The 12,244-nt window shown below is 65.8% G+C and carries 10 protein-coding genes and 1 pseudogene; 7 read left to right on the forward strand and 4 right to left on the reverse strand.

The annotated features are described in order from the left end of the window. Positions 1 to 79 precede the first annotated feature (79 nt). Entirely contained in the window at positions 80 to 826 is a 747-nt protein-coding gene (locus tag LTT66_RS31815; RefSeq protein ID WP_233069542.1) for a hypothetical protein, read from the reverse strand. A gap of 498 nt (positions 827 to 1,324) precedes the next feature. Further along, complete coding sequence (locus tag LTT66_RS31820; RefSeq protein ID WP_233062222.1) at positions 1,325 to 2,821, reverse strand: hypothetical protein; 1,497 nt, start codon at positions 2,819 to 2,821, stop codon at positions 1,325 to 1,327. Between the two features lie 273 nt (positions 2,822 to 3,094). Between LTT66_RS31820 and LTT66_RS31825 the strand changes: the two genes are divergently transcribed. Beyond that, positions 3,095 to 4,222, forward strand: coding sequence for a BTAD domain-containing putative transcriptional regulator (locus LTT66_RS31825; RefSeq protein WP_233062223.1), 1,128 nt, complete (start codon positions 3,095 to 3,097; stop codon positions 4,220 to 4,222). A gap of 38 nt (positions 4,223 to 4,260) precedes the next feature. Here the strand turns inward: LTT66_RS31825 and LTT66_RS31830 are convergent, their stop codons facing one another. After that, positions 4,261 to 5,844 (reverse strand): serine/threonine-protein kinase, encoded by a 1,584-nt coding sequence (locus LTT66_RS31830; RefSeq protein ID WP_233062224.1) that lies wholly within the window; start codon positions 5,842 to 5,844, stop codon positions 4,261 to 4,263. A 338-nt stretch (positions 5,845 to 6,182) separates the two neighbouring features. Here LTT66_RS31830 and LTT66_RS31835 point away from each other — a divergent pair, with 338 nt between their 5' ends. The 6 genes from LTT66_RS31835 (at position 6,183) to LTT66_RS31860 (ending at position 11,886) form a co-directional block, all read left to right on the forward strand. Continuing rightward, on the forward strand, positions 6,183 to 7,511 hold the full coding sequence (locus LTT66_RS31835) for a glycosyltransferase (protein ID WP_233062225.1): 1,329 nt from the start codon (positions 6,183 to 6,185) through the stop codon (positions 7,509 to 7,511). A gap of 70 nt (positions 7,512 to 7,581) precedes the next feature. Beyond that, positions 7,582 to 8,586: a phytoene/squalene synthase family protein gene (locus LTT66_RS31840; RefSeq protein WP_233062226.1), complete on the forward strand. Its 1,005-nt coding sequence runs from the start codon at positions 7,582 to 7,584 to the stop codon at positions 8,584 to 8,586. Between the two features lie 9 nt (positions 8,587 to 8,595). Beyond that, positions 8,596 to 8,949, forward strand: a complete 354-nt coding sequence (locus LTT66_RS31845; RefSeq protein WP_233062227.1) for a lycopene cyclase domain-containing protein — start codon at positions 8,596 to 8,598, stop codon at positions 8,947 to 8,949. Positions 8,950 to 8,951: 2 nt separating this feature from the next. After that, positions 8,952 to 9,278: a lycopene cyclase domain-containing protein gene (locus LTT66_RS31850; RefSeq protein ID WP_233069464.1), complete on the forward strand. Its 327-nt coding sequence runs from the start codon at positions 8,952 to 8,954 to the stop codon at positions 9,276 to 9,278. Next, positions 9,275 to 10,870: an FAD-dependent oxidoreductase gene (locus tag LTT66_RS31855; protein ID WP_408638698.1), complete on the forward strand. Its 1,596-nt coding sequence runs from the start codon at positions 9,275 to 9,277 to the stop codon at positions 10,868 to 10,870. The genes LTT66_RS31850 and LTT66_RS31855 overlap by 4 nt, the downstream gene beginning before the upstream one ends. Next, positions 10,867 to 11,886: a DUF5914 domain-containing protein gene (locus LTT66_RS31860; RefSeq protein ID WP_233062228.1), complete on the forward strand. Its 1,020-nt coding sequence runs from the start codon at positions 10,867 to 10,869 to the stop codon at positions 11,884 to 11,886. The genes LTT66_RS31855 and LTT66_RS31860 overlap by 4 nt, the downstream gene beginning before the upstream one ends. A gap of 129 nt (positions 11,887 to 12,015) precedes the next feature. Here the strand turns inward: LTT66_RS31860 and LTT66_RS37600 are convergent. Then, positions 12,016 to 12,162, reverse strand: a pseudogene (locus tag LTT66_RS37600) (IS110 family transposase); the annotation flags it as partial. Positions 12,163 to 12,244 lie beyond the last annotated feature (82 nt).

The following is a 12,244-nucleotide window of genomic DNA, read 5'->3' on the forward strand; positions in this document are numbered from 1 at the left end:
GCGGTAGGCAGGGTAGCTACTCATCGGCTGTTCGGCTTGGCGCTACCTTGATACCGATCAATGTGGGCGTACGTCGAAATCACGGTGTCGATCGTTCCAGGGTCGCCGACCGTGGAGGGGAACGGCTTACCGCTGCAACCCTTCCTTCCCGGTACATCGGCCCTCGCACAACCGGCGGGATGGCTGTGTCGGTAGATCGGCTCGCTGAGCTTTGGCGGTGACGCGTGATCGCTGACGCGTGGCTCTTACCTATCAGCAGGGGTTCGCTGTCGGATTCGTTTCCCAGGTGCGGTGTCCCGCTGCGCCGCAATCTGTACAGCGCGGCGAGTCCGAGGGCGCTGCCGATGGTGAGGGCGAGCGCCCCGAGCGCCGGCGAGGCGCTGGGCGGGGGTTGTTCGCCGTGCCAGTTCCGCTCCGCGTAGGGCGACACCGAGACCACCGTGGGGAGATAGAGCGCGGCAATCGCCAGCGCGCCGCTCGAGGTCTCGTGTGGGCGCGCCACGCCACAGCAGTAGCCCGCAGTCAGTGCGATCACGATACTGATCGCCACGAAGCCTGCGCGGCTGGCATCTGCAGCGCCGGTGAGAGCGAAGATCGTGATATCTGTGATGAGTGTGATGGCTGTCGCCGCCGAGGGGGCACGGTTGCCTACGGCTATGCCGACTCCGGCCACAGCGATCAACACCGCCACCGCCCAGCCAGGGCGGGGGGCGTAACCGATTGCGTCGGCTGCGGCGGTGAGGCTTTCCGCCAGGTACACCCCGACGCCGTCGCGGCCGGGTAGCAGCACGGCTGCGACGGTCGCACTGATGATCGTCGCAGCCACGACTATCCCGATATGCACCGCGTGACTGTCGGCTGGGGCGTTGCTGAACTGTCGGCGAGCCACTCGGTGGCCGACAGCACGACCACTGCCAGCACGATCGCTGCGAGGATCGGCGCCAACGGCAACTCGCCATGTATCCATGGTGGCCCAGGCTCCCCGGCCGGCGCCCGATTTCGCAGCGTGGCAATGATCAGCAGTGCCGCGGTTGCCGAGATCAACCAGCGAGGTGGGGTCTCCGACACCGTCTGCAGATCTGGGTCGAGACCCAGCATCTGCGCCAGACCCCCGAACGCGAAGAAGCTGATTCCACCCAGCGCGAAACCACCGTTCCGGAGTGTCGGTCCAAACGCCGACGTTGGCTTTGCCACCCTTGTCGCCGGAACGTGCCGCGACCACCGAGCCCAGCGGTCGTCGGGTCACCGGCCGCTGATCAGGGTCAGCCCGAACACCGTGTCGTGGTGACGGGCTGACCATCGGGTCCGGACGGCCGGAGCGCGATCAGACGGTGTATCGGTCGAGGATCTTCAACCGCCACCCTTGCCGCCACAGCTCGTCGTAGCGCGCCCGCAGGTCGTCGTACTCCCAGCCGTGCACCCATACCTCCGGTTCCCGCGTATTGCGCCACACCGCTGTAATGCGCGGGCCGTTCAGGTTGTAGGTGGAAATGAATTTCAGCCGCCAACCGCCGGGCCAGAGCTCGTCGTAGCGCTGTTCGAACTGCTCGTACGTGGCGCCGTAGATCTGGGTTTCGGCGACGGTGGACCGCTTCCACACCGCGGTGTAGCGCGGTTGCCCGCTCCTGGTGACGACGTCGATGAGCTCGAGCCGCCACCCTTGCGGCCACAGTTCGTCGTAGCGCGCGCGGTACTGCGCGTACGTGGCGTCATAGATCTGAATCTCGCCATGTGTGCCGGGTACCCACGCCGCGGTGTATCTGGTCTGACCGCGGTCTTCGTACCTGGTCAGCAGCTTGAGCCGCCACTTCCGCGGCCACAGTTCGTCGTACTGGGTTTTGTACTCTGCGAATGTGGCGCCGTAGATTTGGATTTCACCGCCACTGCCGGGACGCCACACCGCGGTGTACAGGGGTTTCCCGTTCACCGTGAGGACGTCGAGGCTGTGCAGGCGCCAGTTCTGGGGCCACAACTCGTCGTAGCGGGCCCGGTACTGCGCGTACGTGGCGTCGTAGATCTGGTACTCGCCGCTCGTGTTCTGCCCCCACGCCGCGGTGTAGCGGACCGATTCCCGCGGCGTGCTGGTGACCGAGCCGGTGAGCGTCCAGTCGCCTTCTCTGCGCCACCGCTGGGAGATGTCGATGACCTGCGCGGCCAGGTCGTCGTAGCCGAACACCCATCCCTGACTACCGATGAGGTCGTCGTTGTCACCGAACGTGGCGAACCAGACCTTCTCGGAGTCCGACATCGCGGCTTTCACCGCTTTCGTGACCTTGCCTGCCGCGGCGTCCTTGATCGCAGCGAGATCGGCCTCGATCTCGGCCTTCGTCGGAGCGGTCATCGCATGCCGGAACTCGGCGGCCACCTCGGTCACACCTTTTGAGACGGCTGACACCAATGCGGCGTAGGCCTTGCGTGGGACATCATCAGGCCAGCCGTCCTCCTCCATGAGCACGACAACGACCCCGGCAAAGCCGGGCAGATCATCCCCGAACCTGGCGCGCAACGTCTTGTCGAGGATGGGAATAGGTTTCAGGGCGCTTTTCCACACACCGATCCCGGCGGGTATGGCCACGTCGTGACCGGCATTCACGGTTTTCCCGTCCTCGGACCGGCCGAGGTTGCCGTGCCCGCCCTCACGAGACTCGATCACCGGCGACCCGGCGAGCCCGGCCGCTGCCGACCGCACGGCGTAGCCGTGGCCATCGATCTTGAAGAAGACCGGCCACAGATACGGTGCGGCATTCCCCGCGCCATCGCCTTCGTCGTGGCAGTGGAGGTTCTTCAGGGCGATCTTCAGATCCAGGGTTGCGCGAGTCATGATGTCGTCTCCTTCTGTTCGTGGAGACGGGGTCCCGGCTCCATCTGTCCGGTCGTCCGGACTGGTACCGATACTTGGGTCCCTGGGTTGCCATCGACTGGCGGAATCCTTGCAACAAGCAGCGACGCCGACAGTCCGAGCGGACAGCACGCGGGTGGTGACCGGCCGCCTGTGCGCAGAGCGAAGGAGCTGAGGCCCGGCTCGACTCCATGCCGTGTGTCTCGTCGACCGGTGTTGTGCAGCAGCCGGGGAGCCCGGTGGGAAGATAGTTGGATGGATGTGACCACGCAGCGGGTCGACATTCGTGTCCTCGGTCCCGTACATCTGTTCGTAGATGCGCGGGAGCTCTCGGTGGGCGGCCCCCGGCCGTCTGCCGTACTCGCTGTCCTGACCATCAATCGACGGCGGGTAGTGCCGATGGACGTCTTGGCGAATGCGGTGTGGGACCGGCATCCGCCCGAGGAATACGCCAACGGTTTGCACGTCTTCGTCGCGAGATTGCGCAGGTCCCTGGGTTCGGCGGGTGTCGACCGTAAGATCTTGCGAACCGTCACTCCTGGCTACCGCTTGGACATCTCCGACGCCGAGTGCGATGTCGGGCGGTTCGAATGCGCTCGCGAGGCAGGCAGGAAGGCCGTCGCATCCGGTGCCCCGGCCACCGCGGCCGCATACTTCCGGCATGCGCTCGACCAGTGGAACGGCGTGGCGTTGGCCAATCTGCGCGCCAATCAGTACGCGGACAATTTCTCCACCGCGATGGAGGAGGAACGCCTCGCGACCGTGTCGGATCGGATCAGCGCGGACCTATGCTGTGGTAGAGCCTCCGAGGTCGTCGGCGAGCTGCGTGCTCTGACGGCGGAGCATCCACTTCGGGAACAGCTATGGGGCCAGTTGATCACTGCGCTGTACCTGTCGGAGCAGCAGGCCGAGGCACTGAAAGCGTGCCGCAGGGTGCGTCAGATCCTGGCCGACGAGCTGGGGATCGACCCGTCTTCACCGCTTGTCCAACTGGAGCAGCAGGTGCTGCGGCAGGAACCGCTGGCCCTCGGAACGGATGGAGCCGCAGAGATGAAGGCCCAGACGATGACCTCGACGGTGGCCGAGATCGCCCGGACCCTTCGCAGTGGACGGTTACGGTTCGATGATGGCCGCATCGTCGCGGTTCCTTCGAAAGGGCTGCGGATCGGGCGGAGGCCCGACAACGATCTTCCATTGGATGATCCGAAGGTCAGTCGCCATCACGCTCGGATCTTGCCCAGCCGGGGAGGACTGATGATCAAGGACTTGGACTCGATCAACGGCGTATTCGTCGACGGCGTACAGATCGGGGCAGGCGTCGCGCTGTCGACCGGTGCGGTGATCCGAATCGGCGCGACCACGATGATCTTCGAGGAGATTTAGCCAGCGGACGAAGGCCACTCATGCGCGTCGACGGCGGATCATTGCCGGCGCAACGTCCCGGTGATGTCACCGAGGCCGATCCCCGACATGCGGAATCCGAGCGCGCCATCGGCAAAGAGTTCGAGCGTCGTCGTGGACCCGGTGTCGACACAATTGCCGGAGTTCGCGGAAAGTTCATCCTGGAAAGTCACCTCGGTGGAGGTTACCGATTTGAGCAGCACCCGGCTGTCGCAGCTGTCTTTCGACCCGAACTTCGCGGTTTGCCGCAATGTACCGACTTCCTCGCCGACCCGACCGGCGCGCAACGTGAGAAGGACGTCGAACGACAGGCCGGCGGCGTCGCGGATGGTCCCGTTCCAGACTCCGGCGTAATCGCCCGGTAGAGCATCGGGCGCGGCCGTGGTTTCGTTTCCGTTGACGGAATCGAAGACTTTGATCCCGGCCACCGCCATGCCGACGACGATAGCGCACGCAGCGATGATTGCGCCGAGGATGACCAACGTCTTACGTCGCCGAGGTGTATGCGCCGGTCTCGAAGCGGCCTGAACACTTTGTGGAAGCACCTCGTGGGGAGCGGCGGTGAATGATCGCGACGGCGGCTCGGGCCTGCCGCGCTGGGTCGGGGGCGGCATGGGGCGGGCGTGTTGCGTCGGTGACACCGAGGCGAGAGCTCGCTGGGCAGCTATCGCGAGCGCGCGGCAGCTCGGTGGACGATCGCCACGGTCCTTCGCCAACGCGTGGGCGATGACCTGGTCGAATGCCGGGGACAGCCCCGCTTCGCGCGCTGCGGGCACCCGGCTCGGCCGGGGTATCGACGCCTCGAGGTGACCGAGCATGAGTTGCTTGGGCGTGCCAGAATACGGCGGCGATCCGGTCAACAGGTGGTAGAACGTGCAGCCGAGTGAATACACATCCGCGCGAGCATCGAGGTCGACCTCCAGGTCGAATTGTTCGGGCGCGGCATAGGGGAAGCTCAGCAACCGCATGTCGGTTCTGGTCAGCCCCTGCGTGTCCTCGAGCGCCTTCGCGATGCCGAAGTCGGCGAGCACCACGATCTCGTCCTGGTCGCGGGGAGGTCGGCCGAGCAGGATATTGGCGGGTTTGACGTCCCGATGCAGGACCCCGATCTCGTGGGCGAAGTCGAGCCCTTTGGCGACCTCGGACAGGATCCGGACCGCCCGGTCGGCCGAAAGCGCACCGTGTGCGCCTAACACCGTGGCCGCGTCATCGCCATCGATGTATTGCATCGAGATCCACAGCTGGTCGGCTTCACGGCCCCGGTCGTAGATGGTGACGATGTTGGGGTGCTGAAGCCGGGCGACGTGGTCTGCCTCGCGCAGGAACCTGGCACGGATATCGTCGTCGCGGGTCAGGGTCCGATCGAGCAGTTTGAGCGCGACGAGCAGCGGCAGGCGCGGGTGGCGGGCAAGATAAACCGAGCCCATGCCGCCGGCGCCGAGTCGGCGCTGGATCACGTAACCCGCGAACACCTGGCCCGGGGTCAGTTCTTGCATGCCCGCCATTCTCGCCCCAGCACACTGCCCGCAACTTTGCGACAGGCGCTTTCGGTCGAAAATTTTCGCGCGCCGCGCCGCTGGTTCGTCTGCGGCACCCGTTCTCACCGGCTCGCACGGTTGCCGCCGAGGCGGTGGCGAGCGAGCCAACTCACGCGAGCTCGGCCCAAGCGGCTCGCGGCAGGGACGTGATAGCGCTTGACCGCGCCAACCGGCAGTGACTGCAACGCTCGACCCGGATCGGCGTGTCTTCTGCGCGTTCAGTCCGATGACCTGCCGGTATTTGACACAATCAATATGGATGCGCACCGGATCGTTTCCGCGTTGGCCCTTCAACCGGGAAAACCTACGGTGCGGGAATCGGCGATATCGAGCCGACGACTCAATACGGCGGGCGCGCTCGAAACCATTGCGATGAGACAAGAGATCAGCGAAGGAATCCCGGCATGGCTCGATACCTGTTGGCTGCGAGTCCATTACCTGGGCATGTGGCACCCATGCAGGCCGTCGCTGCCGACCTACGGCGGCGCGGGGATCAGGTGCGCTTGGTTACCGGGGCAGCGTTTCGCGCCTCCACTCGCGCGCTGGGTGTCGAATTCTCGGAGCTGCCCCGAGAGGCAGGGGTGGCGCGCGCTGCGCTGCCGCGCGGTCGGGCCTCGGATTTGGTTCGGCGCTGGCGGACCGGTCGGGCGGAGCTGCGGTCTGCTTTTCTCGCCCCGATATCGTCGCAATACCGGGCACTATGCTCTGAGCTGGATCGAACGGAATTCGACGCCGTTCTCGTCGATGTGATGTTCACCGGGGCCATTCCGCTGCTGTTGTCGCAGCGGAAACGTCCGCCGGTAATCGCCTGCGGCGTCGTTCCGCTGATGCTGTCCAGCGCGGACTGCCCGCCGTTCGGGATCGGCTGGCAGCCGCGAACGGGTCGTGATTACACGGCCATGAACCGGTTCGTGCAGCAAGTGCTTTTTCGTGGTGTCCAGGCCGAGCTGAATGTGCTCCTGCGCGCGCTCGACCTGGGGCCCGCGCCGGTTTTCCTGCTCGACTGGCCCCTTCTCGCCGATCGAATCCTGCAGTTCACGGTGCCTGGATTCGAATACCCGCGAAACGATTTGCCGCCGTCGGTGGTCTTCACTGGACCGATTTCCACCCCTGCGGCCATGAACGCCGCCATGCCGAGTTGGTTGCCTGCCCTGGGTGGCGCGCAAAAGATCGTTCATGTCACTCAGGGCACATGGGACAACCAGTGTCTCGATCAGTTGCTCCGCCCGACCCTGTCTGCGCTGAGCCAACGCTCCGATGTACTGGTCGTCGCGTGTACCGGCGACTCGCGCACACCGATCGGGCCCCTGCCCGCGAACGCGTATGCCACCGGCTTCATCCCATATGACCAGCTTTTGCCACGCGTCGACGTGATGATCACCAATGGTGGCTACGGTGGCGTGAACCAAGCACTCAGCTACGGGGTGCCATTGATCGTCGCCGGCGATACCGCGGACAAGCCTGAGACCTCGGCGCGCGTGGCATACACCGGAGCAGGCATCGATCTCGGCACCGCATGGCCGCGGCCCGCTGCCATCGCGGCGGCGGTCGACAGGGTACTGAGTTCTGGCAGCTTTCGCGACGCGGCAAACCGCTTGGCGTCGGAGACAGCGGATCGGTCACCCTTCGACGCAATCGCGACTGTTCTGTCGGAGGTGTGCGCGGGCCTCCAGCGCGCCGTTTCCGCACCCGCGGTCCAGGAGCGGCATCCGAGGGTAAGGAAGGACGAATGACAGTAGGTGCGTCTTTCGGCAGCGGCGCTCGGCCGATGCCTGCCGCTCCTGCTGCTGAGAGGAGGTGGAAATGATTCGCACGGAACTCGACGCCGCCGGCATAAAGGAACACCGACTCCGGCAGTCGTATCGGATCTGCCGCGAGCTCAACGCTCGCAATGGGAAGACCTTCTTTCTCGCCACTCGATTGCTCGCACCCGATCAACGGCCCGCCGTGCACGCGCTGTACGGATTCGCCCGACGCGCCGACGATATCCTGGACGAATTCGACCCGTATTCGTCAACGGCCGAACGCGCTGCCCGACTGGACAGGCTGGCACGGCAGTTCGAAGCCGGTGACACCGGTGGTGATCCGGTGCTGGCCGCGGTGCTGCACACCGCCCAGGCCTATCGCATACCGAACCACCTGTTCAGTGCGTTCCTGGCCTCGATGCGTCTGGATCTCTCCGTCACCGACTACCCGGACCGCGCCGCGTTGGACCGCTACGTCTACGGTTCGGCGGAGGTGATCGGGCTGCAACTGCTGCCGATCCTGGGCACCACGGACTCCGCGGCGGCCGCACCGTACGCGGCCGCCCTCGGGAAGGCATTTCAGCTGACGAACTTCCTGCGCGACGTCGACGAGGACTTGGCTCGTAACCGCGTCTATCTGCCCGCTGACGAACTGGCCGCCCACGGCGTGGACCGGGAGTTGCTGTCCTGGTGTCGCCGACATCGCCGGGCCGAGCCGCGAGTGCGTAGCGCGTTGGCGACACAACACGCCATAACCCGGAAGATCTACGATTACGCGCTTCAGGGGATAGAATTGCTCGCGCCCCGCTCGCGGCCATGCGTGACAACCGCGGCGACGCTGTACGCGGAGATACTCGACCGCATCGAATCCATGGATTTCGAAGTCTTCGGCCGACGTGCCAGAGTCGGAACAGGTCGGCGACTACGGGTCGGCGCAGCGGGACAGCTGCGAGCATGGCGGGTACGGCGACCAGCCGGACCGGCACGGCGGAACACGTCGCGCGCCACGCCGGACGATCCCGTATCACCGCTCGATTCCGCCGATCCGCGCGAACACACGTGAGGTGTTGGTATGGACAATTGGCGTTATCTCCTCGTTCTGGGCGCCTGCCTGGTGCTGACCGCTCCACTGGAGTTCCTCGGTCCCGGCGTCTACCGCCGACCGCGGCTATTGCTCGGTGCCCTGCTGCCCACCGTTACGTTGTTCGTGTTCTGGGACCTGGTGGCGATTGCCGCCGGCGTGTGGGATTTCAATCCCCGTTATCTCCTCGGTGTGTTCCTGCCCGGCGGGATTCCCCTGGAAGAGCTGCTGTTCTTCCTCGTTGTCCCGCTGTGCGCGCTGCTGACCTACGTCGCGGTCGAAACGCTGCTCGGCGCGGGCCGCCGCCACGGCAGCAGAAGCGTGACGAAAGGGCTGCACCGATGAGCATGGTGGGGCCGGGGTACACGCTGCCCGCCGTAGTGGCGGTCGTCGTGGCGTGTCTGGTCGAATGCGCGCTGTTGCGGACCGGGCTGTTCCGGCGACCCGGCTACTGGCTGACGATGCTGATCGTCCTAGGGTTCCAGATTCCCGTCGACGGGTGGTTGACCAGGCTCGACGCGCCGATCGTGCGGTACAACCCGAAACACGTCCTCGGACTCCGGTTTCCATGGGATATCCCGGTGGAGGACTTCCTGTTCGGCTTCGCCTTGGTGACATCGGCGCTACTCGGCTGGGAGTGGACACGGCAGCGGCAGCGGGATGTACGGCAATGAGGCTCGGTGCGTCGGCTTTTCGGCGCGGCGGGGATCCCCGGCGAGTGCGCTATCCGGCAGCCGCGGGGCACATGGATGTCGGCCGCGACGGACGGCAGCCGCGGGCCGTCGTAGTCGGTGCCGGGATCGCGGGCTTGGCGGCCGCGACGGGGTTGGCCGAACGAGGATTCCACGTCGAGGTGATCGAACGCGAGCGGTATCTGGGTGGTCGTGTCGGCGGCTGGACCGAACAGCTTCCCGACCGCAGCGCGATCGGCATGAACCGTGGCTTCCACGCTTTCTTCGCGCAGTACTACAACCTCCGGAAACTGCTGGCCCGCACCGACCCGCAGTTGCGCAGGCTACGCAGGCTCGACGACTACCCGCTCATCGATGCCGAGGGCCGCCGCGACACCTTTCGCGATCTTCCGACCACCCCGCCGTGGAACGCGCTCGCCTTCGCGCTGCGCAGCCCGACCTTTCGACTGCGTGATCTGATCCGTATGGACCCCCGGGCCGCCGCGCCGCTGGCCGCGGTCTCGGTGCCGGAGATCTACCACCGGATCGATCACCTGGATGCGGAAACGTTCCTGCGTCGCGTCAACTTTCCCGACGCAGCCCGCCACCTCGCGTTCGAGGTCTTCTCGCGCAGTTTCTTCGTCGCGCCCCAGCACATGTCCGCCGCCGAGTTGGCGATGATGTTCCACATCTACTTCCTGGGCTCCAGCGAAGGCCTGATCTTCGATGTGGCAGAAGACAATTTCGATGTCAGCCTGTGGACACCGCTCGCGGACTACCTCACCGCGCCACGAACGCCCGAGCGGCCGGGCACGGTCCATTTCCACACGGGTGTGTCCATCGACCGCATCGATACCGCCGACGCGTCCGGGTTCCGTCTCGTCGACGACACCGACGCCGAGATGACCGCCGACACCGTGGTTCTGGCCGTTGATGTCCCCGGGCTGCGCCGGATCGTCGCCGCGTCACCGACGCTCGGCAGTGCCCCATGGCGTGCACAGGTGATGCACATGGCTGCCGCACCGTCCTTCGCCGTGCATCGTCTGTGGCTGGACCAGCCGGTGCGCATCGACCGTCCCGGCTTCCTCGGCACCGGCAATCTCGATCCGCTCGACAACATCAGCGTGGTGGACAGGTACGAAAAGCAAGCAGCTGACTGGGCGCGCAGAAACGGTGGAAGCGTTGTCGAATTGCACGCCTATGCCGTGGCGGAAGGGACACCCCCCGACGCGGCACGCCAAGCGGTGCGCGACCGGTTGCTTGCCCGGCTGTACGAGATCTACCCCGAGACCGCCGAGGCCCGCATCGTGGGGGAGAGCATATTGTGGCGGCAGGATTGTCCACGGTTCGCGCCCGGGGACTTCGCTCGACGGCCCGGCGTGTCGACTCCACACCCCCGGTTGGTCCTGGCCGGCGATGGCATTCGCGTCGACCTGCCGGTAGCTCTGATGGAACGGGCCGCGACGACCGGCTGGATCGCGGCCAACACGCTGCTGCGTCAGTGGGCAGGCGCGGGGCACGATTTGCAGACGGTCCCCAGCCATGGCCGCTCGGCGATCCTGCGTACGCTCGCCACTCGCCAGAGGACGCCGTGAGCAATCGTCCCGAGCTCGGCAGATGGCCGAAAGGCATCCCGCTACAGCGATTCTCGCCCGAGGATTGGTCCCGGCAGCGGCCGACCCACGGGGATGCGAACCCCGGTCTGATCGCGGCCGCACTGCGATGGTCACAACAGCGGCCCGCAGGGAACTGGTACACCTTCGCCGCCAGTCGCAGTATCGGTCGCGATCGTCCGTTCAGCACGACCATCGGTGGGGTCGAAGTCGTTGCCTGGCGAGACGAGCGGAACGTCCTGCATGTCGGTCCGGGAGCGTGTCCGCACCTGGGAGCACCGCTTGCCGAGGCGCAGGTCGACGACGCCGCACTGATCTGCCGATGGCACGGCCTGCGGGTAGAAGCGTCCGGGTCCGCTCGATGGTGTCCCTACCCCAGTTACGACGACGGCGTGCTGGCCTGGGTGCGGCTGGACATGATCGGAGAGCAGACGCCCACCGAGACACCGATCATCGGCCCCCGCCCCGTCGACACCACCGTGCACGCGGTGACGCGCTTGACCGGCGTATGCGAACCCCGAGACATCATCGCGAACCGCCTCGACCCCTGGCACGGTTCATGGTTGCATCCATACTCGTTCACCCACCTGGAGGTCTCGCAGGCCCCACCGCGGCACGACATCACCGAGGAGAATCATCGGTTCCTGCTCAACGTGACTTTCCGTGTGACCCGCCGGCTCGGCGTGCCCGTCGAGGCCGAGTTCATCTGTCCGGATCCGCGCACGATCGTCATGCGAATCGTCTCCGGCGATGGAACCGGAAGCGTGGTCGAAACTCACGCGACCCCAATGGGTCCCGGCCCCGATGGCCGAGCGCGTACCGCGGTGATCGAGGCCGTGATCGCGAACTCGGAGCGGCCAGGGTTCCGGTTCGCGCGTCGGGCCCTGCCAGTGTTGCGTCCGCTGATGACTCGCGCCGCGACGCGGCTGTGGCGTGACGACCTGGCGTACGCCGAGCGCCGGTATCAACTGCGTACTCGACGTCCTGGATCTCGGTGAGTCGGCGCATGGTTGGGATGCTGTCACCCGGCTACGCCACAGCCCGGTCGCTTGTGGAGCGGCGATCAGGAATCGGCGCGGGTGATCCAGTCGAGGAGATCGTTCTCGACTTCGTCGCGGTTGAGTTCGCGGCCACCGCCTGGCCCACGCGATCAGTCGCCGGTATTCGGCCAAGGTGGCCTCTATCCGGACCGAACCGAGATCGATGTTTGTGCTCGGGTCCACCGCGGTGGCGGTGTGAGTGCTCTTGTGCGGATCGACACCGATGACGACCATGGGTAACGGGTCCCTCTCTGCTGTCCGGGTGGGGATCCGCGGCGGACAATCCGACTTCCAGTACCTTGCCCGTACTTGTGGT

This window comes from Nocardia gipuzkoensis (assembly GCF_021183645.1).
GTDB classification, from domain to species: Bacteria; Actinomycetota; Actinomycetes; order Mycobacteriales; family Mycobacteriaceae; genus Nocardia; species Nocardia abscessus.

Coding starts and splice junctions, on each gene's coding strand:
- LTT66_RS31820 (WP_233062222.1), bottom strand. CDS start 2,821: ATGACTCGCGCAACCCTGGATCTGAAGATCGCCCTGAAGAACCTCCAC.
- LTT66_RS31825 (WP_233062223.1), top strand. CDS start 3,095: ATGGATGTGACCACGCAGCGGGTCGACATTCGTGTCCTCGGTCCCGTA.
- LTT66_RS31835 (WP_233062225.1), top strand. CDS start 6,183: ATGGCTCGATACCTGTTGGCTGCGAGTCCATTACCTGGGCATGTGGCA.
- LTT66_RS31840 (WP_233062226.1), top strand. CDS start 7,582: ATGATTCGCACGGAACTCGACGCCGCCGGCATAAAGGAACACCGACTC.
- LTT66_RS31845 (WP_233062227.1), top strand. CDS start 8,596: ATGGACAATTGGCGTTATCTCCTCGTTCTGGGCGCCTGCCTGGTGCTG.
- LTT66_RS31850 (WP_233069464.1), top strand. CDS start 8,952: ATGGTGGGGCCGGGGTACACGCTGCCCGCCGTAGTGGCGGTCGTCGTG.
- LTT66_RS31855 (WP_408638698.1), top strand. CDS start 9,275: ATGAGGCTCGGTGCGTCGGCTTTTCGGCGCGGCGGGGATCCCCGGCGA.